Here is a 26,660-nt window from a genome sequence, read left to right as displayed (position 1 = left end):
TCAGCGAGAGTTTAGCGCTTCTGAGACAAGGTCATTAAATGCTCCTCGGTAACTGCTCCTGCGTTACTCTACCTCCTATATCCCTATAGTCGTGCATTAATGACATTCACCACATCCATGTGGCTTGCAACGAATGAAGGGCATAGTAACTCTACGTTCAAGTTCGTTTACACAGTATCAGATGTGCTAAAACTCGCCCTTTGGGCGCTTTTTGGGCTGCCTACTTCTTCGTTGAATAACTTCCCAATAGAACCACTATTGCTTAAGTTATTCGTCTCGAACTCGTTTGCCAAAAATAGCTCTGAGTAGATCACTTTCTTATGCCGATTGGTATAATATTGACTGGCAATATACACACCCAGCACAATCCATATACTCGCGATAATTCCTGCATAAGCACTGAGATTTTGTAACACCTTACGTATCCTTGTATGAGTTTTTTATGGCCGGCGAGGCGCTATGATTAACGGTTTACCTAATCGATTAATTCAGTTGTTTTTGCATGGGCACGCACGCCAAACTTATCCCTCTTGGAGATTGATAGGTTGCGATATTGTCACCTACAAAACCGCAGGTACGATAAAACGCCGCTGCATTTAGAGTGGCCTCTAGGGTTAAATGTGATAGACCATGCTCTTTAGCTTGTTGCTCCAAAAACGTGACCATTTGGGTGGCAATGCCTTGACCAAAATAATCTGGATCAACAAAGATGGCATCGAGCATGGCTTTTTTCACCGTTAACATGCCACAACCGACCACCAGTTGGTCGATTTCAGCGACGTAAAATGCGTCGATAATATCTTGTTTTATGGTCGGTGAGACTTCACCTTGAGTCCACAGGGCTAACTGCTTCTCGGAATAAAAATCAGCACATTGTGCCAAAATGGCCCGCTTTCGTAGTTGGCAGATGGCATCAATATCTGCGGCCAGAGCCTTTCTGATAATCACTAACAATAAATCCTTTTTTCTGTTGTGCTTTTAGGTCGTTATATCATGAGAGCGTTGGTTTCACTAGCGGGAAATTGTGGTTTAAAGCTAGTGAAGTAACATTTTTATAACTTTAGTCAGTAACAAAATTGACAGCGTAAGTTTTGCTCGTCAAAAACACTGCTAACGTCACGCTGTGTCAATTTTATTTGCGCGAAAGCCGATATGAAAAAGTGACGATTTATTATGTGCTTGGGATAGCTCTCACCGCAGCCAATTTGATTGTGATAATGCCAGTTTCAGGGTTTTATCTGGCAAATTATCTTTAGCTAAACATGTTTATTTACTGATTTAGCATGTCAAGATATTGCCAGTTGAAATAGCCCTATTTTGCTTTGATAATTCTCGGCAGTTCAAAATGGAACTATCTAAATTTATTGATAAAAGTAGATTTATCAAAAGGAGCTGTTTACCGTGGGAAAATCAATTTTTACTGTATCTACAATTGCTACTGCACTTTATTTTGCCATGCCCACACAGGTATTGGCCCATGGCTGGGTGGAGTTTCCCGAAGCGCGTCAATCAATCTGTTATGAGCAAGGCGGGATATGGAGTGGAAATCCTCCCAACGCAGCTTGTAAAGCAGCGCTCGATGAGTCAGGTACCTATCAATTTGTACAGCGCAATGAAGTGGCTATCAATATAGCGGCCCCGGATTATCTTGATGCGGCAAAAGTAAGGGCGGCGATTCCTAATGGCAGTTTATGTTACGCCAATGACGCGCAAAAACGGGGTTTAGGCATTGAACACTCCGATTGGACGCGTACCGAAGTCGCGCCAGGAACCTTTGAGTTGGTATTTAATGCGACAGCCCCCCATAACCCGTCATATTGGGAGATCTACCTAACTAAGCCAGGGGTAGACGTGTCTAAACCCTTAAAATGGGAAGACCTTGAGCTTATTCAAGAGTACGGCAATATTGAGGTTGGTGCAGATAAAAAGTATCGCATGAATGTCACTATTCCCGCTGAGCGAAGTGGTGAGGCAATCCTATTTACCCGTTGGCAGCGAATCGACCCTGTGGGCGAAGGGTTTTATAACTGCAGTGACATCAATATTTCTGGCGATGAGCAGCCACCTGTTGATCCCGATGGCCCGTATCTTCATAAAGGCGAGCAGTTTATTCCTAATGACGTGACGTTACTCACGCCGCAAGTGGGTGAGTCAGTGAAGTTTGATGTACTCAATAAATACGGTGAAATTCATAATAGTTTCAGTGTTGAGATCACTGAGGATAATCGTCAGGATTGGGATCGCTTGCTGGCGGCTAAAGTCAGTGGTTACTATGAATCGAATCACAATGGCAATGTGTTCATTGGCGACTGGCATGCCGAGATGAATCACTACATGTATTTCAGAGATAACCTCTACGCTAACTATTTTAATGCTAAAGATGAGCGCGCCTCTGGGGTATTTAGTATTGTTGCAGATGAGGTCAATCCAGGTCTTGAAGCTGTGATCACAGCCCAGATTTTGCAAGAAATCCAACTTGCCGAGGTGGCGCACGGGACGATGGTTGTGCTCAACCCGCAGCATACCAAAGGCGACTATGATCAAGTCAATTGGCAGCAATTAAGTGGCCCAGTCGTAAGCACTGAGCAGGGGCGTTATAACGAGTTAATTGTCGATACTGATTCCCTAGCAAGTAGCCGCGATCACCAATTGTCATTCCAACTGACAGTGGCAAATGTCCTTGGCAGTGACAGTGCGGTATACAGCTTTACTGTTAAAGCGACGGATGATGAAACGCCTAGCGATGGCAATTGGCAGGCAGACAAAGTGTATGTTCAGGGAGATATTGTCAGCTTTGACGGTAGAAGTTGGACTGCGCAGTGGTGGACGCAAGGTGAGCAGCCTGGCACAACCGGTGAGTGGGGCGTATGGCGCTAGTGGTCGTTGGTATCGGTTTATTCTCGCGCAGTTGAATAAACTTTGATAACGACTTTTACGGCAGTCAGATTGAACTGGTATTGGGGAAGTCAGGTTAGGCTTCCCCTGTGCCGGCTTCGTTTGGCCAATTGATAACGTTAGCTCAACACTGAGGTTAATACTCGCTGCCAATTCCCGCCCATGATTTTGTCTCGTTGCATCGAGGTGAAACCTGATTTTGTCAAAGCATCGTCGATGCGTTGCATGCGGTCAATGTGATTAAGTTTTGGGATGACCACATGCTCAGGTTCTGCATCAAATCCGAGTACACCGCGAGCACGTAAACTGTGCCACCACGGCACATACTGTTTAACGCCCTGAGCGTTATCATTGTCGAGTGCCAGTAACTCTTTATGGCCACGTAATGGATAGTCATTAGCAATGGCTACCGCATCGATACCAGCAACGTTTGCAACATGTTTTAGCTGGGCAATATAGTGTGCTGTTGTTGGTGGGTTTTCGCGGGTCAACCAGAAGGTCATCATGAACACCCCAAATAATCCGCCGGTTTCAGCAATCGCTTTAATGACTTCATCAGGTGAGCACCTTGCATGATTGACAATGGCTCTGGCTGCTCCATGGCTTTGTACAATGGGTGAGCGAGACAGTTTTGCGGTGTCGATTGCCGATTGCGGACTCGAGTGGCTAACATCAATGAGCATATTGCGTTGATTGAGTTTGGCGACTAATTGTTCCCCCGCGGTGGTGAGCGGTAAATTTAAACCTTGTTTTCCATCGTTATCTAATGCGCCGCCTGCAAATAAATTGCCGTAGTGATGGGTGAGCTGCAGTACCCGCAGTCCTTTGTCGTGAAACTCATCAACTTGATAAAGGTCTTTGGAGATGCTCTGTTCGACACAATCTGCACCTTGTATCTGGAAAAATACTGCGGTACGAGCCGATTCCTGTGCCAACTTAATATCACTGCCGCTTTTGCCCAGCAGGACTTGCTGAGGGTGTTGACGGACTCTGTCTAAAGCTTGGGTAATACTTTTCATACAAGCTTGATAGGTGCGTTTATAGTTGGTGGTGCCATCGTCTTGTTTGATCGCTTCAATCGCCGAGATGTCACACAAATAGGCTTCAAGTTTGGAGCGAGCTAAGTCATTTAAATCATCAGGTAGGAAGGATAATCCGTCGATGTATAACGGCTTATGCTGGTTTGCAACAGCACGACACAGAGGGGAGTTAGCCAGTAACGTGCCCGCAGCGATAGCTTGCAGTATTTTTCGTCTTGATATTGAGGTTGGGCTTAATGATGATTTTATAAGCACAGAATGCTCCTTTTCAACTTTAATCTAATAAATACTACCGCGAAACCAGTGAAAAGTAGAACAAAGTGTTCTATCTGGCAATTCATTGATTGTTCGATTATAATTTGTTGATATTTAAATATAAAGTGGGTAATTTATCTGGCGTATTAACACATTCAGGGATAGTTTTGTGATTGAAATTCGCCAAGCAACGGCTGCAGATTTACCGCGTTTTTTTGAGTATTTAGCCAAACAACTTAAGGAAAATGGCGCGTCAAATACCCCGCTTTTCCAACCTATATCTCGTGATAGTGCTGATCTGAGTGATGATATGCGTATTCGTTTTGCCGAAGGCATTGTTCGAGAACGCGATCAAGCACAGTGGCGCCAGTTATGGATAGCAACTGAAAATGATCTGGTACTCGGTCATATTGATATTCGAGCCACTAGCGAACCCTACACTGAACATCGAGCGATTATGGGGATGGGCGTTGATGCTTCAACAAGGCGTCAAGGTTTAGGTAAAAGGTTGATAGAACACCTATTTAGAGAGTTGTCATCACAATTGAATTTTGGCGACAGTATTGTTGAGCGTATCGATTTATGGGTGCTAAGTGCCAATGAAGCGGCAAAACAACTGTATATAAATAGTGGGTTTACGCAGTGTGGTGAGCTGAAGGATATGTTCCGTATAGATGGTGAATCTTTAGATTATACCTTGATGTCGAGACTGGTATAAGCTGCATTTCTAGCTGCTTTGAGCGCCAAAAATAGCGATTTAATTCAAAAAATGTGACTTTTTGTGCGCTTGACAAGCTAGTGTGCTTAGGTGAGTATCGGGTCACTTTTAGTAAGTTGTCGGTATTAGATGGACGTGATCACCACTTAAAAATGGTGATCCTTAGTACTGTTTACTTAATCAATATTAGGAGCCCATTATGATTCGCAAGCTATGTTCTTTGGCACTGTTGGCAGTGCTATCAATGCAAGCTCAAGCTGAAAATTACTCAATTGGTACAGGTGGCCAAAGCGGTATCTATTATCCGTTTGGTGGCGCTCTGGCTAAGGTTTGGTCAGACAATGTTGACGGCGTAAACGTCAAAGCTGAAGTGACTGCCGCCTCGGTTGAAAATACCATTAAGGTGGTAAGAGGCGACATGATTGCTGGTATCGCCATGGGCAATGTGGTGCTAGATGCTTATAAAGGGGAGGGAAAGTTTCGCAGTGAAATGCCAGTCAAAACCCTTTTTGCACTCTATCCTAATCTGGTTCATGCGCTGACACTGGAAAAGTCAGGTATCACTTCACTGTCACAATTAAAAGGTAAGCGCATCTCGTTGGGCGCACCAGCCAGTGGTACCGCAGTAACGGCGGCAGCATTGCTCGAATCTATCGGTATCGATGTGAAAAAAGACATTGATGCGGTATACCTTAACTATGCTGAAACCACTAATGCACTTGCAAATGGCCAAATTGATGCTGGCTTTATTGTTGGTGGTCAAGGTGTGGGGGCAGTGACTCAAGTGGCATTGACCCATAAGATCAATATTATTGATATTACCGCTGAAGAGTCTGCAGCTTTTATCAAACAATACCCTGCATACAGCAGCTATAACATTCCGGCTGATGTTTACAACAACGTCGATGAAGTTTCTACGCTCAGCGTATGGAATGTGTTGGTCGTGAGCGCCAAAATGGATGATAAGATGGCCTTTGAACTGACAAAAGCTGCTTATGAAAATATGGATGAAGTGCGCAAAGTGGTGAAGGTTGCAGATGCGACTACGCCAGAAAATGCGGCACGTTTAGCGGGTGTGCCTTTGCATGCTGGCGCGCAAAAGTATTTAGACTCTATTGCGAAATAGATCCAAGTTGGCCGTACTAAAGACTACTTTACTTAAGTTAGAAGTACTTGGGTATGGCCGACAGATTGACATCCTTTAGCCCAATAGAGGCTAATCGCTATTGTTGAGGACATGATATGACCACACGTCATGAGGAACCTGTACTCAACCCTACCAAGGTTGAAGCTGACGTCGCAGCAGAGCAAGATAAGCTAATTACTTGGTTTGGTTATTTGATTCTGCTCATTGCAGTTTCACTCAGTGCTTTTCAAATTTGGCAAGGGATCACATCGACCATCTCTGCCACTTATTTTAGGCCGATACACCTTTGTTGGGTGTTAGTGCTGATTTTTCTTCATTACCCACTAATTAAACGACGCCAAAGTGTATTGTACTTACCCGGACGCCTAGTGGATCTCGCCTTATGCGCGATAACGGTTTATGCCGGATATCGTATGTCGATATTTGATTACAATGACATAGACCATTTGCTGTATGGACTGGGAAATGAAGACCTGGTGGCGGGTTGTGCATTGTTAGCGTTACTGCTTGAAGGATGCCGGCGCACAGTCGGTTGGGTGATGGTATTAATCGCGGCTTTGTTTCTCGCTTATAGCGCGTTTGGCGATATGCTACCAAGTGCTATCGCAACCAAAGCATACAGTTTACAAGAACTGATTCAGTTCCAAATATACTCGGCTAACGGGGTATTTGGTTCCGCGTTAGGTATTGCTGCAACCACAGTGTTTATCTTTGTGTTATTTGGTGCATTCCTTGAAGTGACCGGAGCGGGTAAGTTTTTCATTGATTTAGCCTTTTCAATTGCTGGTCGATACCGTGGCGGACCGGCAAAAGCCGCTGTTTTAGCCTCTGCAGGTTTAGGTTCAATCTCTGGCTCTGCTATTGCTAACACCGTGACTACCGGCTCGGTGACCATTCCGATGATGAAAAAGCTTGGGTATAAACCCCAACAAGCGGCAGGGATTGAGGCGGCGGCTTCGACCGGTGGGCAAATTATGCCGCCCATTATGGGAGCTGGTGCATTTGTGATGGCGCAATTTACTGGTGTGCCATACAGTGAAATTATGCTGGCATCGATTGCGCCTGCCATTCTGTATTTTTTCTGTACCTTGCTATACGTTCACCTGATGGCTTGTAAGCTGAATTTACAAGCGGTAAGCCGCACTGAGGCTGTCTGGCAAGTGATGAAGCAGGGCGCGCACCATTTGATTCCACTATTGATGATCACGGTGTTACTGATGATGGCGTATTCGCCGTTATTGGTCGGTGTGGCTGGGTGCGCAGCCATTATCGTTACTGCTGCGCTGCGTCGTCATAGTCGAATAGGCTTGAAGAAGTTTATCGAAGGCATGAAAAATGGTGCGTTATTGGCACTGCCTATTTCAGTTGCCTGTGGCGCCGCAGGTATCATTGTTGGTGTGGTTGGCCAGACAGGAATTGGCTTGCAGTTTACCCAATTTGTAATGGATTTTTCTGGTGGTTACCTACTAGTGGCACTAGCGCTGATAAGTATCGTCGCCTTGGTATTGGGCATGGGGCTACCTGTGACGGCGGCCTATATCGTACTTGCAGTGATGGCTGTTCCTATGTTGGGTGATTTTGGCTTGCCATTATTAACTGCTCACTTGATTGTGTTTTGGCTGTCGCAAACATCTAATGTGACTCCGCCAATCGCGCTTGCTGCTTTTGCGGGCGCAGGGGTCGCTAATGCAAACCCGATGAAGTCTTCAGTTGAGGCATTTAAGTTAGCGGGGGGACTGTTCATCATTCCAATCATGATGGCTTACACTAACCTGCTAAACCCAGAGGCGACAACCATGGAGTTTGTGTTTGCCATTGTGCAAACCGGTGCAATCATATTAGCCATTGCTATCGCCATTGAAGGTTATTTATTGCAGTCATTGACCAAGGTTGAACGTATCATCGCCTTAATAACCGTTCCGTTTATTCTATTAAATTCGATGAACTTAGGCATGGTGGCTATCGCCATTATATTGGGGTTAGTGTTGTTGCAATGGCGCCGTACGCCACAGGACTGTGCACACTCTCAGTCTTAAGCGTCGAAATGACGTCGGCGATGAAAAAGGGAGCAATGGCTCCCTTTATTCTAATGTTATGAGTATTCGAAAGTATGGATATTGACGAAAATCTAGAAGATAAATTCTACGAAGTTGTAGATGAATTTATGTAAGGTGCTATAGCAAAGGAAAAGGAACTTTCGATTCCTCAAGTGAATTCATCTTTTATGTATACCATGGCTTGCTACGCGGCTAGGTATTACGCATTAAAATCTGAAAATGAACAAGTCGATTTAGAATCATTTATCAAAGAGCATATGGAGTTTTTCGAGTCTTCGATACGCTCCGGTGTAGAATACTATACATCTGAAGAAGAAAACTCATAACAAGCTGTGCAAGCGGGATAGCTAAAGTTTGACTCGGTTTCGCTTCACATTTTAGTCAAACATTTATCAGCCCCTTAACAGGGCGTTGGTTGATTATTCACCGAGATAATACCGAGTTTCACTCGTTGAATAATCATACCGCCGATATTTATTAGCGCATGTTATCGTGCTAGGCGTTTACCAAACTTGAAAGGGAATTTAAATGAAGTATTTAGGATTTGCTGCATTACTTTTTGTGTTGTCTACCACTAGTGATGCCAAACCTATCAATAGCAGCAATTTATTGCTGTCAGGCAATCTAATAACAAATGAGCAAGCCAGCTCCTATGATTTTAGTGCCGTAGAATATTTACAACCTTTGGTGGCACAACTCAAGCAGGGGCAAGCTGTCAGTGAGCAGCAGTGGCAAGAATTATATGCTTTGTCAGCTTATCAGTTGATATTTACTATTTCGAGCCTCCGCCCAGAACAGTTAACTCAGCGTTATCAAATTGCCTTCAATCCCAATGAAAGTGCCGTTTTTGAGACACTTGATGAGTCGGAACAGTTTGAGGTGTTACATCTACGCCGAGCTTTCGCAGACCTTCGCTGGTTGTCTCAATATCAGCAATGGTTAATTGAGCAAGATGCACTTACAAACAGCAAAGCACTCGCGCTAAGGTATTTACCAGCCTTCGATGTCGATGCCCACAAAGTGCAGTTCATGTTTGCGCTATTTGGTCAAAATGCCCATGCTGCAGAAATTGGCGTAGTAATGGACGCCTATACTAGCTACTTAAGTGATCAACTCGCGCCTTTTGAGTTAGCAGCCCATGAACTGCATCACTTTTTCTATGGCATCATTCACCCTAATGGACTGCTAGATGTGAACAATCCATTTGAGAGAGTGCTGTATCATGTGCAAAAAGAAGGCATTGCCAACTTAATTGACAAGCATAACTTTAGTGATGCCGACTCACCTTACGCAGAAAGCCTCAAACGACAGTTTGCTGAGCAGATGAGTTTGGCGCCAACACATATCAAGCAGCTTGATCTGCTGCTATCGAATGCGCTTGCTGAACCACAGCGAGCTGAATTTATGACATTTCAGCAGGCATTACCTTTTTGGGGACATATCGTGGGCTGGTACATATGTCGAACCATTGTACAAGCGGGCGAATCAGTCGCGCTGATTGAGACACTGAATCAGCCTCATCAGTTATTTGCGCTTTATAATAACGTGGTTGAGCAACATCAGCTGAAGCAGCCGCAATTTTCTCAAGCGGTGGTTGATTACTATGTGCTGTTATCGCAGCAGTAAACGATCAGATGATTATTTAGACAGGGCCGGTTTATACAGAAAATAATTTGATATCGGTGGTCTTTGTTGTGACTGCCGATATGGTGATGGTAATTGGGCGGCAGCATAGAACAATGGGCATGAGTTGATTATTATCCCTGACTTGCTAAATGATGCTAACTTTAAGCGTGGTAACTTATTATTTTAATGCACGAACGGCTTGTGTGATCGATTCTAATCCGGCTTTTTATCATCTAGTAGTAATGGTATTTTCACCTTGTCTCACTGAAAAGATGGCTTAATCTTCTAGGGTCAAATCTTCTAGGAAGAGAGTAACACAGCCTAGACAGATTAAAATACCACAGTGAGTTGATGATTACGCTTGATTGAGCGCTTGTTTAGTTAGTTGTTTAATTGGTTATAGCGGCTAGTTTGCGGCCGCTTTTATCGCCTGGGCAACCGCCAGTAAACCATTAGTTCGCGAGGGGCTGAGTTGCCCCGTTAGTCCTAATGTCTCAAAGTAGTCGCTAACATCAAAATCAGCGATTTGTTCGCTGGTTTTTGCCTGGCAGGCGACAAAGAGTAGTGCGATTAGGCCTTTTACGATTCTGGCATCACTGTCTGCGATAAAGTAGTGAAGACCTTCAATCTCGCGATGGTAAAGCCATGCGGTGCTTTCACAGCCTTTTACCTGTGCGCTTGCTTGTTTTAACTGCTCATCGAGCTTAGGCAGTTGCTTGCCAAGTAACATAATTTCGCGATAGCGGGCTTGCCAGCCGTCGGCATCAGTAAACTTGGCCAACACGGTTTGGCTATCAAAACTCAGGGCTGTAAATTGTTCTAAGCTAGGTTGCGGGTGTGACATGATCTTCCCTAGAGATTAATCGAATAGCATTGCTTTTACTGAAGCTAAAGCTTCAACAAAGCGGTCGATATCTTCGACGCTAGTGTAAATACCGATTGAAGCCCGGCAGCAGCCTTTAATGCCTAAACTTTGCATTAATGGCATAGCACAATGGTGGCCACAACGTATCGCTACTCCTTGTTGATCGAGCAAAATACCGACATCTTGGTGATGTTCATCGGCGAGATTAAACGCGACTGCCCCCAAATTATCTTGGTGGGCACCATATAGAGTAACTTGCCCCAATTGTTGCAATTGTTGTTGCAGGTACTTGAGTAGTTCTGCTTCCCGCTTTTTGGTTGCAGCTTGCGGTAAGGCGGCGATAAAGTCGATGGCGGCACCAAGGCCTATCACATCTGCTATCGCGGGCGTGCCTGCTTCTAAGCGGTTGGGTAGTGTGTTAAACGTGGTCATTTCAAAACTGACTGTGTCGATCATTTCCCCGCCAGTGAGCAGTGGCGACAGTTTGTCTAGCTGCTCAAACTGCCCGTAGAGGATGCCGACACCAGTCGGACCGTACATCTTATGGCCGGAAAACACATAAAAGTCGCAGCCTAATGTATTGACGTTAACAGGCATATGCGCAATCGCTTGCGCGCCATCAACTAAGGTGATTGCGCCAGCAGCTTTAGCTTGGGCAATCATCTCTTTGACAGGATTTACCGTCCCCATGACGTTGGAAACATGATTCATGGCGACGATACTGGCACCATTGCTCAATAACGCTTGGTAAGCGGGTTGATCAATGCGGCCATTGGCATCAAGCGGTATGGCGATGATCTTTGCACCAGTGCGCTTGGCAAGCTGTTGCCATGGGACAATATTAGCATGGTGAGCGGCGCTATCAATGAGTATGGTACTGGTGTGATCAATTTGCTCAGTTAGGCCCCAAGCCACCATGTTGATTGCTTCAGTGGTGCCATGGGTAAAGATGATTTCTTGTCGTTTAGCAGCATTGATGAATGCTTGCACTTTATCCCTAACTTGCTCGTAATTGGCCGTTGCCCGCGCTGAAAGTTGATGAGCAGCACGGTGCACATTGGCATTATCATCGCGATAAAAACTGGCCATAGCGTCAAGCACAGCCTGGGGTTTTTGGCTGGTTGCCGCGGTATCTAAGTAGCATAAGGGGTAACCCGCTAAGGTTTGTTCTAATGCTGGAAACTGTGCTCGCAATGCCAAAAGTTGCATTTGATTAACCTAATAATTGACGCTAAAAATAAAAACGCCCAGATCTTCGGAGATCTGGGCGGTTAATGCAAGTGCAGAAATATTTAATTCACTTAGCATTAAGGGCAAGGGACGCGGTAAAGCTCACCTAATTCGTTGATCCGCTGCATGACTTCGTCAGATAAACAGGTTTCCATGCTGGCGATATTTTCATTGAGTTGCTGCAATGACGTTGCGCCGATAATGTTACTGGCAACAAAACCTTGTTGGTTGACAAAGGCTAAAGCCATTTGAGCCGGCGACAATTGATACTCGCGGGCTAATTCAACATAGGCTTGGGTTGCTGCCAATGCCATATCACTGCCAGTGTATCGCGCAAATCGTTTAAATAAGGTTAATCGCGCCCCCTCAGGCCATTGATTATCTAGATACTTGCCAGTTAGTGCACCAAAGGCGAGTGGCGAGTAGGCGAGTAAGGGGACTTCTTCTCTATGGGCAATTTCTGCGAGGCCAATTTCGAAGCTTCGGTTTAGCAGGTTATAAGGGTTTTGTATTGACACCACCCGAGGTAAACCGTGCTTTTCGGCAAGTTGTAAATATTTCATTAACCCCCAAGGCGTCTCATTCGATACTCCGATATAGCGAATCTTACCTTGGTTGATGAGATCTGCTAACGCCTCTAAGGTTTCAACGATAGGCGTCTGTGGCGCATCTTCTTGATGCTGATAGTTCAGGTTACCAAAAAAATTAGTATGTCTATCAGGCCAGTGGATCTGGTACAGATCGATGGTGTCGACTTGCAAACGCGTTAATGAGTCATCCACTGCTTGGTGAATGTTACGCCAATCTAGTGCCATATTGGGGCGAATGTAGTCACTTTTACCGCCAGGTGCCGCTACCTTAGTGGCAATGACTAAATCATCATGATGGCCACGGGAAGCAAGATATTGACCTAAAATACGTTCGGTTTCCCCTTGTGTTTCGGCGTTAGGGGGAACGGGGTACATTTCTGCGGTATCGATAAAGTTGATACCAGCACCAATGGCGCGATCTAATTGTTGAAAAGCTTCAGCTTGGGTATTTTGAGCGCCCCATGTCATGGTACCGAGGCACAGTTTGCTGACATTTAATGAAGAGTGCGGGATACGACTGTATTGCATGAAATTCTCCCTAAAATGATCTTACCTTGAGGCTAACAAGCTTTGTGGTTGATTGCTACTGGGTTGTCGGTTTTTCATCTAGGCTTATGACACTCAAAAGCCCCTGTTTTGTATGATTTTTCCACAATGTATGGCTAGCACTGCAGATAAAGTTTGTTAGGCCTTGGTTGTTTATCTAGCTACAGTGCCAATAGCATAGGAATTTCACAGGCGTCGTGGCCAGTATTACCAAGCGGAGACGGTAAACGATTAAACCCAAGCTGCTCATAGAGTTTCACCGCTTCACTGAGTACTGAAGTGGTTTCCAAATAACATGCTTGATAGCCTTGGTTCTTAGCAAAAGCAATGGCTTGATAGGCCAGCCGTTTGGCAAAGCCTTTGCCACGTAATACCGGACTAAAGTACATTTTTTGTAACTCACAGGTGTTTGCCACACCAGCCAGTGGCGCAATACCGGCACCACCAAGAATCTGGCCTTGGTGTTCTATGACCCAATAGCAAGCGTTGTCGCTAGCATAGACTTGGCTTAGATGATCTAAGCTTGGATCTGCCACACCATAACCTTTATCTGGAGTTAGCCCATATTCAGCTGAGACCTCGCGAATCACTTGTGCCATCGCTTTATCATCATTAGCGGTAATTAACCTGACTTGGTAACCCTGCTGCCTTTGGGTTAATTCGATAGCTCGGGTGTAATCAGTTAATGCGCGCTCTAATTGGGCGATAGCAGCGTCAGGTAGCTGGGCCAATATTTGGTCAAATAATTGGTTTTGTTGTTTGTTGAGCCGATTGAGCAAGCGTTTTCCTTGCGGAGTTAATTGGCACAGAGAGCTGCGGCTATCTTTTGGGTTGTTGCGCGTGCGGGCAAAGTGTTTTTCGCAAAGCTGACTAATGGCTCGGCTGGCGTTTGATTTATCGATATTGAGTATTTCCGCCAGTTGCTTAATTGATAGCTCCTGATGATTCAGTTCAATTAAGGCGTGGGCTTGAACTGGAGAAAGGGGTAATTCACCTAAAACAGAGTCCAGCAGACCTAATTTCCTCACCAAGGAGCGAGATAGACTTCGTAGATTAGAGCAAGTTTGATCGTTATCATCTTGGCAGTGGTAGCTAGGGCAGACTAACGGCTGGCTGCCCGCGAGTTCGATAGTGCTGCCTTCACGATGTTGTTGATCAGAAAGTGGTTCATTGACGTGGTCAGTGTCAGTGTGTTTCATGCCTTAGTGAGCCATTTTGGTTGCGATATACATCTAACTTAGAAGCCAATGATGTAAATTGCAAGCGCAGTTTATGGCGTGGATAAAGATACTTAACAGCGATTAGATGATCACGTTAATTTACTCAGTGTATTGTTGAGGGTGGAGCAGTGGTGCCATGGCTAAGGTTAACGCCTGAGTATAAATACTTTCTCGGGTTGCTTGTCCGTTGGTTAAAAGGCCAATAGCACCGCCTTTTTGTTTAATATTATGGGTATTAAATACTTGATCCATTACATCACCTAACTCTTGTCCTTGTTGTAACTGACGATAGATAGCAAGTGGCAGCGGTAACTCGCAGCTTCTTCCTAAGCTCATTTGTTGATTGCCGTAGCCAATAACAACATAAGCGAAGGTCACTGGGCCGTGTTCGAATTTATCGACGCCTCCTTCCATGGCAACAAAAAGATCAAAGCTTTCCTTTTCGCTTTGCGGACCATGTTGGCGGCAGTATTCCATTCGATTAATTGCCCCTAGCTTAGTTGCTTGATTGGTCATGGGTTGATCAGCAACTAATGAAGGAGCATGCATGCCTTGGCATTGAATATCCAACTCAGGGAAAAAGGGACTTATAGCTTGTTTTGCGGCAGCAATTTTCACTGGATTTAGTGAGCCGACAATTAAACGTAATCGAGTCGTTGATGGTGGTATTAAGTTCATATGGTCAGAGTCTTTAGATCTTTGCGGATTAGAATTTGTTTGAATGAAAAGCATGTTAATCGAAGCACCACGCGTAATTCAAACTAACTCGCTCGCATCATTGAGTAAATTTACACGGGCTATTTCGCTAGCAGCTGCTGTTATTGCTGCTCTGTTAGCCGCCAGTGAGCTGAATCACACCAACTTTTTCAAGGTGTAACGTTAATCACGTTTTTGAGTGTTTTTGCGAGCGAGATGGTTGTTTATCTGTGTTTATCAGTAAACCCTAAATCAGTTTGTTGCGATGTAAAGTGACATAGGTGTTAAATATTCGTGCCGATAGGTTACTGTGATGGCATCTTTTTGAAAATTTACTACGTAAATTCTTAGATATCGATCCCAATATCAGCTCATTCTGAAATTTGATTACCAAATGTGGGGCTAGATCAATTTTTCTTGGCGGTGCTTGTATATCCTGAGCGCGAATTTGCTACTGCTTTACCTGATGATAGACGGAGATGGGTGAAGCGGTAATCGCGTAACTCATTAGGTTTGTAAAAACCTACACCTAAAGGTCATGTATATGCAAAATGATGTGAGCACGTCAGCTGTCAGTCCCACTCAAATCGAACAAGGGGCGTCTGTAGAAACCGTAAAATGGACCCGCACCGATACGACTTGGATGCTAAGTTTATTTGGTACAGCAGTGGGGGCAGGAATTTTGTTCCTTCCTATCAATGCGGGGATGGGAGGGTTTTGGCCGCTAGTGATGATGGCCTTGCTTATTGGGCCGATGACTTATCTTGCCCATCGCGGTTTATCTCGTTTTGTATGCTCGTCGCAAAAGCAAGGCAGTGATATTACTCATGTCGTAGAAGAGTATTTCGGTATTGGTGCGGGTAAAGCGATTACTGTGCTGTATTTTTTTGCGATTTATCCTATCGTACTCATTTATGGTGTGGGTATTACCAATACGGTTGATAGCTTTATTGTTAATCAGCTGGGAATGGCCTCGCCACCGCGATTTATTTTGTCCGGCGTATTGATTCTGGCGATGATGTCGGTCATGGTTTCTGGTGAAAAGCTAATGCTAAAAGTGACTCAGTTTTTAGTGTATCCACTGGTTGCTATCTTAGCGTTTATGTCGCTGTACCTGATTCCAAGCTGGAAGGCTGATGCGTTGATGTCTGTGCCAAGTTCAACTGATTTCTTGGGCACGGTTTGGCTGACTATTCCAGTATTAGTATTTGCTTTTAATCACTCTCCTGCCATTTCGCAGTTTTCTGTGTCATTAAAGCGTGACCATGGCGCCAATGCCGCTAAAAAAGCCGATGTGATTTTACGTAACACCAGCATGATGCTCGTTGGTTTTGTTATGTTGTTCGTGTTTTCTTGTGTTCTGTCACTAAGCCCTGCACAACTGGCTGAAGCTAAATCTGAAAACCTGCCAATCTTATCTTATTTGGCAAATGTGCATGCCAGTGGTTTCGTTAGCTATTTTGGACCTATTATCGCGGTGATTGCCATTGTGTCGTCGTTCTTTGGACACTATTTAGGTGCGACTGAAGGCCTAAAAGGTATCATTGCTAAGCAACTTCGTAGTAGCAATAAAACCGTTTCAGATAGTAGCTTAGACAAGTTCATCCTTGGATTTATGTTCTTCACCATTTGGGGCGTTGCCATCATTAACCCAAGTATTCTGGGGATGATCGAAGCCTTGGGTGGCCCAATCATTGCGGCAATTTTATACCTAATGCCAATGTATGCTGTCTATAAAGTGCCAGCATTAAAACCTTACCGAGGCCGTATCAGCAATGTGTTTGTTGTTATCGCGGGTCTACTCGCTATGACCGCCATCATTTTCGGTATGTTGTCTTAATTAACAAAGTTAGCAGGGCCATTAAATTAATGGCCCTAAGTGATAAGGTTAAGGTTTCGTGATGTTCAGTGCGTTTGAGATTTTTAAAATTGGTATTGGTCCATCAAGTTCTCACACAGTCGGACCGATGAAAGCCGCTAAATGGTTTACTGACGAACTCGTTGAAAAAAACTTACTCGCTTCAGTAGACCGTGTCAGCGTTGATATCTATGGTTCTTTATCTTTAACGGGTAAAGGGCATCACACTGATATTGCCATTATTATGGGGCTTGCAGGTAATAGCCCTGAAACGGTGGACATTGATAGCATCGCCCCGTTCATAGCTGAAGTGGAGCGTTTACAGGTGCTGCCGTTGGGCGAAGAAAAACACCTTGTTGATTTTCCGAGTCAAGCGGTGGTGTTTCATGATTTTGCCTTGCCGCTACATGAAAATGGCATGACGATTCACGCCTACAATGGTGATGAATGTGTATTGAGTCAAACCTATTACTCTATTGGCGGCGGTTTTATTGTGGAAGAGTCCCAGTATGACCTTGTTGCTGCCAATGAAGTGCTAGTGCCATACCCATTTAATAATGCCGCTGAGTTACTCAGTATGTGTCGTGAAAATGGCATGAGTATCAGCGCATTGATGATGGCGAACGAGCAAGTATTTAATGATGAACAGGCAATCTATGCTCGTTTTGGAGCCGTTTGGAATACCATGACTCAGGCCATAGCGAAAGGCTGTAAAACTGAAGGGGTGCTGGCAGGCCCGCTACGTGTGCCACGTCGAGCGCCTGCGCTATATCGTCAACTAATGACCCATGAGAGATTGACTTCAGATCCTATGGTGATTGTTGATTGGGTGAACGTGTTTGCCCTCGCGGTAAGTGAAGAGAATGCTGCTGGTGGACGAGTGGTTACGTCACCTACCAATGGCGCGGCGGGAATTATTCCAGCTGTATTAGCTTACTATGACAAGTTTATTCAACCTGTGAGTGAACAAGAATATACCCGCTATTTTTTAGCTGCTGCAGCTGTGGGCTCTTTATACAAGCGAAACGCTTCAATATCTGGCGCTGAAGTGGGTTGCCAAGGTGAAGTGGGCGTGGCTTGCTCTATGGCCGCAGCGGGGTTGGCTGAGATTATGGGCGCTAATCCATCTCAAGTGTGTATTGCGGCTGAGATCGGTATGGAACACAACTTGGGATTGACTTGTGACCCTGTTGCAGGTCAAGTACAGGTACCTTGTATCGAGCGTAATGCCATCGCTGCGGTTAAAGCGATCAATGCCACTCGAATGGCAATGCGACGTAATAGCGAGCCTAAAGTCTGCTTGGATAAAGTGATTGCCACCATGTATGAGACAGGTAAAGACATGCATGTTAAATATCGCGAAACCAGTCAAGGTGGATTAGCCATTAAAGTAACCAGCATTTGTGCTTAAAAGCGGCTGACCTTTAAGGTGATTTGATCGACCAATTACAGTTGGTTTTAGTTATCACCAATAGTCATCAGCCGTCAATTTCTGACGGCTGATTGGTATATAATACCAATCGGCATAAGAAAGTGATCTACTCAGCGCTATTTTTGGCAAACTAGTTCGAGACGAATAACTAAAGTAATAGTGGTTCTATTGGGAAGTTATTCAACGAAGAAGTAGGCAGCCCAAAAAGCTCCCAAAGGGCGAGTTTTAGCGCTTCTGATACTGTGTAAACGAACTTGAACGTAGAGTAACTATGTCCTTCATTCGTTGCCTTGTCTCAGAAGCCCTAAACTCTCGCTGAGCGATCACATCTTTATGCTGATTGGTATAAAGCTACTTTTCTTCATACATCAGGTAGTAGCTTTGCTCCATACCTAATGCACTATAAGTTTGTTGGGCTTTGGTATTGTCTTTTTCTACATATAACCTGAAACTTGCGGCGCCGCCGTTGTCATCGGCAATGGTTTTAACCGCTTGATAGAGTTTTTTGTAAATACCTTGGCGACGATTCTGCGGGCGGATGTAGACGCTTTGGATCCAATAGTAGTTTTTAGCGCGCCAGTCACTCCATTCATACGTCACCATTAAGGAGCCGGCGATTTCACCGTCCACCTCAGCGACCAGGTAAAAACCTTGGGCTGGATTATTAATTAAATGGCTGACACCGCGCGTCAAAGTATCATTATCAAGTGATAGACCTTCAGTTTCTTGTGCCATCGCTTGATTAAATTCCACAAGCGATTGAATATCTTCGGCATTTCCCTTTCTAATTTGCATTTTTAGTTCTTTTTTATGGAGCTTAGCTGGCTACTTTATCACTTTTATCGGGCTTTAAAAGTGAAAAATAGATCAATTTTATTCGACTAAAGTCTAACTCTGCTAAACTTTTATTATCAAGGTTTGATGCTGAGGTGAATGATGGCTAATGACAATTCTCGCGAGCAACAAAACACACAAAAATCCTCGAGCTTGCCCGAAGTGCGTCGTGCTTCTTGTCAGGCTACTTCAGCACAAATACAGCAAAAACAGCTGGTTGAGCAAGCCATTGAGCAGGATTGTAACGAGGTCCACCATCTTTGGCATTTTGTCATAACTTTAGCCACTTGTGGGGTTTGGGCGCTAGTATGGTGGCATTTAGTATTACGAGCTCAAGGGAGAAAAGGGCAAATATTTCATGGCTTTGATGATGCCTATTGGAGTTATCTCATTGAGAGGGAGCAGCCGCCAGCAGCTTTGCATCGGCAACAATTTGATCGGCAAAGCCAACGTGCTAAACCGAGTCAGTTTGATGCATAAACAGCCACTCATCAGCCGTTTATATTGTTGTGGTTGGGTTTGCTCGATTGAGCTAACTTGAGCTGAGGTTTATTGTTAATATCTAGCCGAGCTTGGTGGCTATGACTTAGATCACTTCGTAGCACAATACCCTGTGCTACACTCTCGCCGCATTTTAGATTGCCAGTCACTTTGGCAATGTAGTCAGCTTATTTTCTTTTTAATCAAGGTAGTAACATGTCTCAACACTCTTCGATCGTGGGCCGAACTTGGTCACGCTGGATGGCTGTGCCCTTGTGGCTTCAGATCCTCATTGGTATGTCATTAGGTATTATGGTTGGCCTAAGCTTAGGCGAGCAAGCTGCGGTGCTAAAGCCTATTGGTACCCTGTTTGTTAATACCATTAAGATGTTGATTGTCCCATTAGTATTTTGCTCGCTCATTGTCGGGGTTACCTCGATGCAAGACACCGCCAAAATGGGCAGGATCGGTTTTAAATCCTTTGCGTTTTACCTTGGCACAACGTCCATTGCCATCAGTCTAGGGCTTGCTGTTGGCCATATTATGAAACCGGGTGAAGGTTTGGGCATGCATGCCAATGTGGAAGAGGTGGCTGCAGAGGCCGCTCCGTCTGTTATGGAGACCTTGATCAATATTGTACCCACTAACCCTATTGCTGCACTAGCCAGTGGCCAGATCCTACAAGTGATTGTATTTGCCGTGATGTTAGGCGTTGCTTTGGTGTTGATTGGTGAGCGTGGGCGTCCTGCGGTGCAGGTTTTTGAAAGCCTTGCTGAAGCAATGTATAAGCTCACTGATATCGTGATGAAGTTTGCACCTTATGGTGTGTTTGGCTTGATGGCCTGGGTTGCTGGCGCCTACGGGGTAGACATGTTGTTACCGCTGATCAAGATAATTATTGCCGTTTACATCGGATGTTTGCTGCATATTGTCGGCTTCTACAGCATAGTGTTGAGTGTGTTTGCCAAACTTAACCCTGTGCAATTCTTTAAAGGCATTAGTAATGCATTGGCTGTTGCTTATACCACCTCAAGTTCTGCAGGTACTTTACCAGCGAGCATGAAATGCGCTAGTGAATCCCTTGGCGTGAACAAGAAAATCAGTAGTTTTGTGTTACCGCTAGGCACAACCATCAACATGGACGGTACAGCTTTGTACCAAGGGGTCACAGCGCTGTTTGTTGCACAAGCATTTGGTATTGATCTGACTTGGGTAGATTATGTCACAATTATTTTAACTGCCACGTTAGCATCCATTGGTACAGCAGGGGTTCCTGGTGCTGGTTTAGTGATGTTGACTTTAGTGCTGACCACGGTCGGTTTACCGTTGGAGGGCGTAGCGATTATTGCCGGTATTGACCGCGTGCTTGATATGGCAAGAACGGTAGTTAACGTATCTGGTGATTTGGTGGCAACTACGGTGATTGCCAAATCTGAAGATGAGCTGGATATTGTTCATTACAATGCAGATATGGAGCAAAGTGCTGCAATGGCTGAACAAGCACAAGCGAATGAAGATAAAGCAGTGAGTTAGGCCAGTTAGCTAAGATAGCTGCAGTAACAACTGAATAAAACCACCAAGTGGTTTTATTCAGTAAAAGGCGAGGCGATTATAGGCGGCTTAATACCAACTGAGTATTACCTTTCTCGTCTTGCAGTAACAATTTACCTTGTTGCATTTTGCCCTGTGTAATTAAAGGCAGTGCTGCCATCACACGTTGCTCTTGCATCATTAATGCCTCAACACAGGCTTTCATGGTGCTGCCTGCTGGCGAAATTGTCAGCGCTTCCCCATCAATGCTGTATTGACCAAATAGTTGGTTACAGCTGTTATTGCCAGAAAGCTTACCGTCTTCGGCAAACGTCAACTGTGCTGGGCTGTAATCGATAACTGGTTTAGTTTGGGCAACTTCGATATGCCATGTACCGATAACATCCAAGTTGGATTGCTCAGGTTGGGGTGCGGACTGGCATGCTGCCAAGCCTAGTAATGCGGCACCTAATACTAAAAACTGTTTAGACATGAATATGGGTTCCAATGTAGATATAGAGATATAGAGATATAGAGATATAGAGATATAGTTTGACAATTCTGAAGCGCGCTGGAAAGGGAAATATCGGGCTTTTTAATGATTTTTTGTTTATAAAGTCGCATTAGTGAGGGTTTTATCGCATAAAGTCATCATAAACGTATTAAAAGTAGCGCGGAACGCAGGTTTAACAGGGGGGAGTTGTGTCAATCATTCAAATATTAAAGTGGTTGCATTGGGTCGGGTTGGCAATGGTTTTAGCGGGGACAGTGAGCTATTTATATTCTGATTTAGCTCAAGATGTCACCGGCATGGTGACCATTGCTTCGCTCATAGGTATTGGACTGGTTGCTATGTCGCCTTTTCCTGTGGTGTTATTTATTCAATGGGCAAAAGCTCAACCCACTAACAAATCATCAGAAAAAGACAATCACTCTTGAAGCTATTTGCCGCTGATGCTTAGCAATTTGGCTTTATTATCGGCTAGGTTTTCCATGGCTAATTTTTGCATTGGCTCAAGGGATTGTTGGGTGTCTGGGGTAAAGTAGCTCTGCCCTGTGGCAATATTGAGCTTAATACTCTCTTTAGCAATTTGCTTTTTAAGGCGGTTTATCAAAGCTGAGAGGTTGGACTCATTGTCGACAAAGGCAAGAATTATAAACAGGTGTTCACCAATACGTGCAGATACGTCGGCATCGCGCAGGTTATCGTGAATAATACGGGCAATTTGTCGTAATTTTTGCTCTTGCTGCACAAAATCTTGGTTTGATGTCGGCACAATATCTTCAAGCAAAATAATCCCAGCATGGGAGCCAAAGCGGCGGCTTAAGCTAAGCTGTCTTGGTGCCATTAGGCTAAATCCATACGGGTTTAGCATGCACGTTTGCTCATCTTGAACCGACAGCATCTGCACTTGTTGCATAAGGTGCAACTGCTTCAACTCACCTTGCACTAGGGCTTTGGCTGTTTCGAGTAGCGGTAGCAACTTATTAAGATATTGAGCTTGCTTCGCTTGGCAAATGATAATGGCGCCAAACAGGAAGCCGTCAGGCCAGTAAAGTGGCAAAATCACCACTTGGGTGAACTGTGCCCATTGCAGAGATAGGTCTTTGGTTTCAGCGCATTGAATTAATCCATAACCCGTATAGCTTTTGAGCAAACTTGCTAGGGCTTGGTCTTGAAACTGTTCTCCGCCATACAGGCCGAAATTGGTTTTTTGTCGGCTACAGACAATTTGAAACTCATCATCCATCTTTTGCACGATGACACTGGACTGAGCTTGATAAAACTCCGTTAGAATATCGACTTGTTGCTGCCAACGGGGCAAGTTAATGGCTGGATGATCCTGTTCTCTTAGCCATAAGTTGTCGTGACTTTGCTGGGCAAGCATGGGCGCCTTCTTGTGTGAGTTTCTAATAAAATTCTATCAACATATGTATCTAGCATACTGAAAAAATACCGTAAGCAGAACCATTTCGGTTGCCGTTTTGATGAACAGTCTGTTTGCCTGCAAAACTTGTGAACCAAGGCGATTTATATGAGTTGTTTTCTTGTACTGCTATAGATTCTATGGTGCTATAGCCTTAGTTTAACTTAACGAAAAATAAGAGCTTTTACTCTGATTTTTCAGCTTGTTGAGACCTTAAGCCTGACTTTGCAGTATCAATCATTGGCGCAAGTTTTGCCGGAGAATCAGGCGCAAAAAAACTATGAGAACTATCGAGTTTCAGTGATGGGTTTTGTTGGGCAAGCAGCTTTTCTATTCGATGGCTGATGTGTTGCAGATCGCGTTCAGAGTCTACAAAAGCCAATACCACAAACAGCTCTTGGCTGTAATGTGCGGCTATATCTGCGGTACGAATGGTGTCTTGGATAATGCCACCAAGTAATCTGTGATGTTTATCTTCGATGATAGGGATTTGCGGTGACTGGGTGTGGAGTTCAAACATTAAGATGCCAGCATGAGCGCCAAAACGTCTGCCAAGGTTAAGCTGCCTTGGTGCCATCATGATAAAGCCATAGTGGTTTAACATACCGGTTTCTCGGTCACGCATCGATAAAGACTCTATACGTTGACTTTGGCAAAGCAGGGCGAGATCTTGTTGTAGCAATATTTGAAATGGCTCAAGCATAAAAGCATTGATGTTGGCAGACTCATCTTCACTAGGGTCAACCACGCATAAACAGCCAAACACACTGCCGTCAGGCCAGAGCAGTGGGCGGGAAATCAGTTGTCGATTAGACTTTAAATCAGCAATGATATCTTCTTGAACGTATTGACTTAAATCGATAGTGATGCCATCGGGATCTGCTGTGGACATAGTGTCGAACAGGGCTAAATTATCACTGTAGAGAGTGCCAGATATAAATTTTTTTGCCGGATTGATTGAGCCGACAATCACCTCAAAACCTAAATCGGTCCGCTGTGCGACAAATGCTGACTCTGCCTGATAATAGCGCTTCATTAATTCACATTGGTGCATCCAGCGCACTAAGTTTATTTGCGCATTATCATCTTCAAGCAGGCTTATGCCAATATCGATGGTATCTGGTAGCATGGGTACTATTTCCTCGTCAGCGTTGATTAATTGTGGTTCGTGACGGAGGTTTTTGCAAATTACCGACAGGTTTAACTTTTTAGTGTTACAGCCAGCAAATTTGAGTTTGTTCCAAACTGCTCAACTCAGTACAATAACTACTTTTAAGAATAGCAAGGCTGTAATGATCACTATTCGCGCCGCCACGCCTGCAGATGCTGAGCAAATTGCTCAATTAGAACGACAACATATCAATGCCGAACTCGACTCCACTGAAGTGGCAATGAGTGGTCAGCACTTTAGCCAATCAGATATTCTGACGTTAATCACCCAGCACTGGGTTGCGGTTGCTGTACATCAAAGCCAGATTGTTGGTTACGTATTCGCTGGTCGTTGGGGATTTTTTGACAAATGGCCTATTTATCGGTTTTTAAGTCAGCGTATTGACCAATATCAAGTGGGCAGTTTGTGCTTATCTCAACGTAATAGCTGTCAGTACGGGCCAATTTGGATTAGTGATAGTTTCCGGCAACAGGGCATATTTAAACGATTGGTCAGTCAGCTAATGAGCCAGATCCCCGCAGAGCTGAGCGCCGCGGTGACATTTATTGCTGAAAGTAATCAGCATTCCTATAGTGCGCATACTCATGGCGCAGGGATGCAAGTACTGGATTTCTTCGACTTTGACGATAGGGATTATTATTTGTTAGCGATTAAAACGAGGTAATAGGCAATGGCTGAACTACAGAAATTTGAAACGCTATTTAAACCCTATTTAACTTTGAAGTTGTCAGCATTTGATAATATGAAGTTAGTGGTTGCAGTATTAGAGGATGCATCACAGTCATATCAGTGTTTTCGGTTAAATCGCGATGGGCAGCAGCGCTATGTGGTGCAATGGCAGCAGTTATTTATTGAATGCGGCTTGGAGAATGACTACGCCGCCAGCTTGTCTTTGCTTGAGCTCGATGTTGAGTTAGCGTCATTAAGCCCATTGACAGTGCCAGTGATGACTTTGCAACAAGTCAGCTATATGTGCATGGAGTACGCGCATTTTGACCATTGTTAATTGGCCATTTTATTAATTATGTTTAAGTTTCGCTAATATCGGCTTTGCTTGTGCTAGCATCGATTTACCTCACATCACCTGTCGATAATCATGTTGTTTCAGATTAAGTGGTTAACCAGACAGCGCCTGTTTTTATTGCTTACAGCGCTGTTGATGGCGTTTATCTTATGGGCGATTTATAGCGCTAATTCAGGCCAGTCAACGATTTTTAGCGATCTGGTTAAAAATGTTCCCTTTGGTGATAAAGTTGGCCATTTTGCCTTGTTTGGTGGGCTAAGCCTGCCGCTTAATTTGAGTTTATCTATGCGAGTGTATCGCCCTCTGAGATGTTATTGGGGGACGCTAATTGTTGGACTATTTGCGCTGATAGAAGAGTGTTCACAGGCCTTGAACGCTACACGAACGTTTGATCTCGGCGATTTGGCGGCAGATGTTGCAGGTTTATCTTGTGCCGCCTTGTTAACGTATATGATTGCTAAACGTAGTCGCGTTGCAACTTAGCCTGACTATTTAGCCTTACTACTTGCTGCACTGATCAGGTGTAACGGCTGTTGATCGCTGAGGTAAGCTTCATCGACTTGTTGTAGTTTGTTGTAGCTAATCATTGAACGAATACCATCAATGTAGTCTTGGCCGCGTTCGGAGTACTTATCCAAGGTTGTTGCTAATTGCATACCAGTGATAGGCTCCCCATCTTGACGCAACTGGGCGCGAAGCTGGCGTAGTTTTTGGTATGCGGCATTGCGATTAATATTCAGTACATATCCTTCAACTGACGCCAGTGGCGTGTCAAAGCGTGCCAAGCCATAGTTACCTAATTCTTTACGTTGCTGCTTAGGGATCATGCCGTTACCGCTAAAATCCCATTGACCAAAAAATGCATTGCCTTCAACAGTAAAGCGTGAGGTCGCCCAGCCACTTTCTTCTGCTGCTTGGGCAAGTGCTAATGACGGAGGGATGATATCAATATGGGCGAGTAAATCTTGCTTTTCAGCCTCGGTTAGTTGCTGCTCTGAAGCCATTTTTATGCGGTATTTATTGGCTAGTTCAATCAGTTTTCTATCATCTAGTGCAGCCGATTTTACAACATCTCGTTCAGCCAAAACGTTTTCGTTGGCCACTAAAATAAGTGGTGCCATTAAACGGAAAAATACCATCTTCTTAGTTTGTACCGGAATTTGGTTGGAGGTGTGTTGCCAGGTCTCGCTAACACTTTCAAAGGTTAATCGAGGCACTTCGCGATTACCTTGCATCCAGCTTTCGTTGTTGTAGTTGAGTGAATCAAATAGCGCTTTTAATTCATCTAGGGAATTAATGGTGACGTCTTTAGGGCTCGCTATGGTGACCGTTGAGGTGGTGGCGAGCAAAGTGGGGGACTGCTTTTTTGTTGATGACTCACCATCTATAGAGGTTTGCGGGGCAGTTTGATTAGCGTTAAAAACAGTGATTGCCACGACAATGATGATAAAGCCGATAACAATCAGCGTGTACTTTTTAAATCCTGAAGTCATAAAACAGCCCTGTATATAAAACCTG

The 26,660-nt window shown here is 44.5% G+C and carries 26 protein-coding genes; 13 read left to right on the top strand and 13 right to left on the bottom strand.

Translation table 11 applies throughout. The annotated features are described in order from the left end of the window. Positions 1–167: 167 nt before the first annotated feature. Together ACHUFW_RS18685 and ACHUFW_RS18680 are read right to left on the bottom strand one after the other, a co-directional pair. Positions 168–416 (bottom strand): hypothetical protein, encoded by a 249-nt coding sequence (locus tag ACHUFW_RS18685; protein ID WP_394205209.1) that lies wholly within the window; start codon positions 414–416, stop codon positions 168–170. 67 nt (positions 417–483) lie between these two features. Continuing rightward, on the bottom strand, positions 484–948 hold the full coding sequence (locus tag ACHUFW_RS18680; RefSeq protein ID WP_394205207.1) for a GNAT family N-acetyltransferase: 465 nt from the start codon (positions 946–948) through the stop codon (positions 484–486). 453 nt (positions 949–1,401) lie between these two features. Here ACHUFW_RS18680 and ACHUFW_RS18675 point away from each other — a divergent pair, with 453 nt between their 5' ends. Beyond that, positions 1,402–2,877, top strand: coding sequence for a lytic polysaccharide monooxygenase (locus ACHUFW_RS18675; protein ID WP_394205205.1), 1,476 nt, complete (start codon positions 1,402–1,404; stop codon positions 2,875–2,877). A 137-nt stretch (positions 2,878–3,014) separates the two neighbouring features. Here the strand turns inward: ACHUFW_RS18675 and ACHUFW_RS18670 are convergent, their stop codons facing one another. Beyond that, entirely contained in the window at positions 3,015–4,190 is a 1,176-nt protein-coding gene (locus ACHUFW_RS18670; protein WP_394205203.1) for a membrane dipeptidase, read from the bottom strand. Between the two features lie 169 nt (positions 4,191–4,359). On the opposite strand from ACHUFW_RS18670, the gene ACHUFW_RS18665 reads away from it, so the two are divergent. The 4 genes from ACHUFW_RS18665 to ACHUFW_RS18650 all read left to right on the top strand — a co-directional run bounded on the left by ACHUFW_RS18665 (position 4,360) and on the right by ACHUFW_RS18650 (position 9,738). Continuing rightward, positions 4,360–4,908, top strand: a complete 549-nt coding sequence (locus tag ACHUFW_RS18665) for a GNAT family N-acetyltransferase (RefSeq protein WP_394205201.1) — start codon at positions 4,360–4,362, stop codon at positions 4,906–4,908. A 199-nt stretch (positions 4,909–5,107) separates the two neighbouring features. Continuing rightward, positions 5,108–6,034, top strand: a complete 927-nt coding sequence (locus tag ACHUFW_RS18660) for a TAXI family TRAP transporter solute-binding subunit (protein ID WP_394205199.1) — start codon at positions 5,108–5,110, stop codon at positions 6,032–6,034. Between the two features lie 116 nt (positions 6,035–6,150). Beyond that, positions 6,151–8,091 carry a TRAP transporter permease gene (locus ACHUFW_RS18655; RefSeq protein ID WP_394205197.1) on the top strand — a complete coding sequence of 647 codons (1,941 nt, stop codon included), beginning with the start codon at positions 6,151–6,153 and terminating at the stop codon, positions 8,089–8,091. 549 nt (positions 8,092–8,640) lie between these two features. Continuing rightward, on the top strand, positions 8,641–9,738 hold the full coding sequence (locus ACHUFW_RS18650) for a DUF5700 domain-containing putative Zn-dependent protease (protein WP_394205195.1): 1,098 nt from the start codon (positions 8,641–8,643) through the stop codon (positions 9,736–9,738). A 406-nt stretch (positions 9,739–10,144) separates the two neighbouring features. Here the strand turns inward: ACHUFW_RS18650 and ACHUFW_RS18645 are convergent, their stop codons facing one another. The 5 genes from ACHUFW_RS18645 to yjjX all read right to left on the bottom strand — a co-directional run bounded on the left by ACHUFW_RS18645 (position 10,145) and on the right by yjjX (position 14,867). Beyond that, positions 10,145–10,582 carry a SufE family protein gene (locus tag ACHUFW_RS18645; protein WP_394205194.1) on the bottom strand — a complete coding sequence of 146 codons (438 nt, stop codon included), beginning with the start codon at positions 10,580–10,582 and terminating at the stop codon, positions 10,145–10,147. Between the two features lie 15 nt (positions 10,583–10,597). After that, positions 10,598–11,812, bottom strand: a complete 1,215-nt coding sequence (locus tag ACHUFW_RS18640) for a SufS family cysteine desulfurase (protein WP_394205193.1) — start codon at positions 11,810–11,812, stop codon at positions 10,598–10,600. A gap of 98 nt (positions 11,813–11,910) precedes the next feature. Further along, positions 11,911–12,951 (bottom strand): NADP(H)-dependent aldo-keto reductase, encoded by a 1,041-nt coding sequence (locus ACHUFW_RS18635; protein ID WP_394205191.1) that lies wholly within the window; start codon positions 12,949–12,951, stop codon positions 11,911–11,913. Between the two features lie 179 nt (positions 12,952–13,130). Beyond that, positions 13,131–14,168: a bifunctional helix-turn-helix transcriptional regulator/GNAT family N-acetyltransferase gene (locus ACHUFW_RS18630; RefSeq protein ID WP_394205189.1), complete on the bottom strand. Its 1,038-nt coding sequence runs from the start codon at positions 14,166–14,168 to the stop codon at positions 13,131–13,133. Between the two features lie 120 nt (positions 14,169–14,288). Beyond that, the gene (yjjX, locus tag ACHUFW_RS18625) at positions 14,289–14,867 is read right to left on the bottom strand and encodes an inosine/xanthosine triphosphatase (protein WP_394205188.1); all 579 of its coding nucleotides are present in this window, start codon (positions 14,865–14,867) and stop codon (positions 14,289–14,291) included. Between the two features lie 556 nt (positions 14,868–15,423). Between yjjX and ACHUFW_RS18620 the strand changes: the two genes are divergently transcribed. Continuing rightward, positions 15,424–16,725, top strand: a complete 1,302-nt coding sequence (locus ACHUFW_RS18620) for an aromatic amino acid transport family protein (RefSeq protein ID WP_394205187.1) — start codon at positions 15,424–15,426, stop codon at positions 16,723–16,725. 61 nt (positions 16,726–16,786) lie between these two features. Further along, positions 16,787–18,154, top strand: coding sequence for an L-serine ammonia-lyase (locus ACHUFW_RS18615; protein ID WP_394205186.1), 1,368 nt, complete (start codon positions 16,787–16,789; stop codon positions 18,152–18,154). 372 nt (positions 18,155–18,526) lie between these two features. Here ACHUFW_RS18615 and ACHUFW_RS18610 read toward each other — a convergent pair whose 3' ends face one another. After that, positions 18,527–18,970, bottom strand: coding sequence for a GNAT family N-acetyltransferase (locus tag ACHUFW_RS18610; protein WP_394205184.1), 444 nt, complete (start codon positions 18,968–18,970; stop codon positions 18,527–18,529). Between the two features lie 141 nt (positions 18,971–19,111). Between ACHUFW_RS18610 and ACHUFW_RS18605 the strand changes: the two genes are divergently transcribed. Beyond that, positions 19,112–19,489, top strand: a complete 378-nt coding sequence (locus ACHUFW_RS18605; RefSeq protein WP_394205183.1) for a hypothetical protein — start codon at positions 19,112–19,114, stop codon at positions 19,487–19,489. 216 nt (positions 19,490–19,705) lie between these two features. Continuing rightward, positions 19,706–21,022 (top strand): dicarboxylate/amino acid:cation symporter, encoded by a 1,317-nt coding sequence (locus tag ACHUFW_RS18600; protein ID WP_394205181.1) that lies wholly within the window; start codon positions 19,706–19,708, stop codon positions 21,020–21,022. Between the two features lie 76 nt (positions 21,023–21,098). Here the strand turns inward: ACHUFW_RS18600 and ACHUFW_RS18595 are convergent, their stop codons facing one another. Continuing rightward, positions 21,099–21,512, bottom strand: a complete 414-nt coding sequence (locus ACHUFW_RS18595) for an META domain-containing protein (RefSeq protein WP_394205179.1) — start codon at positions 21,510–21,512, stop codon at positions 21,099–21,101. A gap of 257 nt (positions 21,513–21,769) precedes the next feature. Here ACHUFW_RS18595 and ACHUFW_RS18590 point away from each other — a divergent pair, with 257 nt between their 5' ends. Further along, on the top strand, positions 21,770–21,958 hold the full coding sequence (locus ACHUFW_RS18590; protein ID WP_394205263.1) for a hypothetical protein: 189 nt from the start codon (positions 21,770–21,772) through the stop codon (positions 21,956–21,958). 2 nt (positions 21,959–21,960) lie between these two features. Here the strand turns inward: ACHUFW_RS18590 and ACHUFW_RS18585 are convergent, their stop codons facing one another. Together ACHUFW_RS18585 and ACHUFW_RS18580 are read right to left on the bottom strand one after the other, a co-directional pair. Then, positions 21,961–22,908, bottom strand: a complete 948-nt coding sequence (locus tag ACHUFW_RS18585) for a diguanylate cyclase domain-containing protein (RefSeq protein WP_394205177.1) — start codon at positions 22,906–22,908, stop codon at positions 21,961–21,963. A 223-nt stretch (positions 22,909–23,131) separates the two neighbouring features. Beyond that, on the bottom strand, positions 23,132–24,076 hold the full coding sequence (locus ACHUFW_RS18580) for a GGDEF domain-containing protein (protein ID WP_394205176.1): 945 nt from the start codon (positions 24,074–24,076) through the stop codon (positions 23,132–23,134). A gap of 163 nt (positions 24,077–24,239) precedes the next feature. On the opposite strand from ACHUFW_RS18580, the gene ACHUFW_RS18575 reads away from it, so the two are divergent. From ACHUFW_RS18575 to ACHUFW_RS18565, 3 genes are all read left to right on the top strand, one after another. After that, positions 24,240–24,782, top strand: coding sequence for a GNAT family N-acetyltransferase (locus tag ACHUFW_RS18575; protein WP_394205174.1), 543 nt, complete (start codon positions 24,240–24,242; stop codon positions 24,780–24,782). A gap of 6 nt (positions 24,783–24,788) precedes the next feature. Beyond that, the gene (locus tag ACHUFW_RS18570; protein ID WP_394205172.1) at positions 24,789–25,124 is read left to right on the top strand and encodes a hypothetical protein; all 336 of its coding nucleotides are present in this window, start codon (positions 24,789–24,791) and stop codon (positions 25,122–25,124) included. A gap of 90 nt (positions 25,125–25,214) precedes the next feature. Beyond that, positions 25,215–25,625 (top strand): VanZ family protein, encoded by a 411-nt coding sequence (locus tag ACHUFW_RS18565; RefSeq protein WP_394205171.1) that lies wholly within the window; start codon positions 25,215–25,217, stop codon positions 25,623–25,625. Positions 25,626–25,630: 5 nt separating this feature from the next. Here ACHUFW_RS18565 and ACHUFW_RS18560 read toward each other — a convergent pair whose 3' ends face one another. Beyond that, complete coding sequence (locus ACHUFW_RS18560) at positions 25,631–26,635, bottom strand: glucosaminidase domain-containing protein (RefSeq protein ID WP_394205169.1); 1,005 nt, start codon at positions 26,633–26,635, stop codon at positions 25,631–25,633. Positions 26,636–26,660 lie beyond the last annotated feature (25 nt).

Source organism: Shewanella waksmanii, from assembly GCF_043643685.1.
GTDB lineage: Bacteria > Pseudomonadota > Gammaproteobacteria > Enterobacterales > Shewanellaceae > Shewanella > Shewanella waksmanii_A.
The sequence above is the reverse complement of the archived record's forward strand: the minus strand, read 5'-3'. Positions and strand labels throughout refer to the sequence as shown.

Excerpts from the sequence above, each read along its gene's own strand:
- ACHUFW_RS18655 (WP_394205197.1), top strand. The coding sequence starts at position 6,151 with ATGACCACACGTCATGAGGAACCTGTACTCAACCCTACCAAGGTTGAA.
- ACHUFW_RS18570 (WP_394205172.1), top strand. The coding sequence starts at position 24,789 with ATGGCTGAACTACAGAAATTTGAAACGCTATTTAAACCCTATTTAACT.
- ACHUFW_RS18615 (WP_394205186.1), top strand. The coding sequence starts at position 16,787 with ATGTTCAGTGCGTTTGAGATTTTTAAAATTGGTATTGGTCCATCAAGT.
- ACHUFW_RS18580 (WP_394205176.1), bottom strand. The coding sequence starts at position 24,076 with ATGCTACCAGATACCATCGATATTGGCATAAGCCTGCTTGAAGATGAT.
- ACHUFW_RS18585 (WP_394205177.1), bottom strand. The coding sequence starts at position 22,908 with ATGCTTGCCCAGCAAAGTCACGACAACTTATGGCTAAGAGAACAGGAT.
- ACHUFW_RS18590 (WP_394205263.1), top strand. The coding sequence starts at position 21,770 with ATGGTTTTAGCGGGGACAGTGAGCTATTTATATTCTGATTTAGCTCAA.
- ACHUFW_RS18650 (WP_394205195.1), top strand. The coding sequence starts at position 8,641 with ATGAAGTATTTAGGATTTGCTGCATTACTTTTTGTGTTGTCTACCACT.
- ACHUFW_RS18565 (WP_394205171.1), top strand. The coding sequence starts at position 25,215 with ATGTTGTTTCAGATTAAGTGGTTAACCAGACAGCGCCTGTTTTTATTG.
- ACHUFW_RS18595 (WP_394205179.1), bottom strand. The coding sequence starts at position 21,512 with ATGTCTAAACAGTTTTTAGTATTAGGTGCCGCATTACTAGGCTTGGCA.
- ACHUFW_RS18645 (WP_394205194.1), bottom strand. The coding sequence starts at position 10,582 with ATGTCACACCCGCAACCTAGCTTAGAACAATTTACAGCCCTGAGTTTT.
- ACHUFW_RS18600 (WP_394205181.1), top strand. The coding sequence starts at position 19,706 with ATGTCTCAACACTCTTCGATCGTGGGCCGAACTTGGTCACGCTGGATG.
- yjjX (WP_394205188.1), bottom strand. The coding sequence starts at position 14,867 with ATGAACTTAATACCACCATCAACGACTCGATTACGTTTAATTGTCGGC.
- ACHUFW_RS18635 (WP_394205191.1), bottom strand. The coding sequence starts at position 12,951 with ATGCAATACAGTCGTATCCCGCACTCTTCATTAAATGTCAGCAAACTG.
- ACHUFW_RS18620 (WP_394205187.1), top strand. The coding sequence starts at position 15,424 with ATGTATATGCAAAATGATGTGAGCACGTCAGCTGTCAGTCCCACTCAA.
- ACHUFW_RS18610 (WP_394205184.1), bottom strand. The coding sequence starts at position 18,970 with ATGCAAATTAGAAAGGGAAATGCCGAAGATATTCAATCGCTTGTGGAA.
- ACHUFW_RS18575 (WP_394205174.1), top strand. The coding sequence starts at position 24,240 with ATGATCACTATTCGCGCCGCCACGCCTGCAGATGCTGAGCAAATTGCT.
- ACHUFW_RS18605 (WP_394205183.1), top strand. The coding sequence starts at position 19,112 with ATGGCTAATGACAATTCTCGCGAGCAACAAAACACACAAAAATCCTCG.
- ACHUFW_RS18560 (WP_394205169.1), bottom strand. The coding sequence starts at position 26,635 with ATGACTTCAGGATTTAAAAAGTACACGCTGATTGTTATCGGCTTTATC.
- ACHUFW_RS18630 (WP_394205189.1), bottom strand. The coding sequence starts at position 14,168 with ATGAAACACACTGACACTGACCACGTCAATGAACCACTTTCTGATCAA.
- ACHUFW_RS18660 (WP_394205199.1), top strand. The coding sequence starts at position 5,108 with ATGATTCGCAAGCTATGTTCTTTGGCACTGTTGGCAGTGCTATCAATG.
- ACHUFW_RS18640 (WP_394205193.1), bottom strand. The coding sequence starts at position 11,812 with ATGCAACTTTTGGCATTGCGAGCACAGTTTCCAGCATTAGAACAAACC.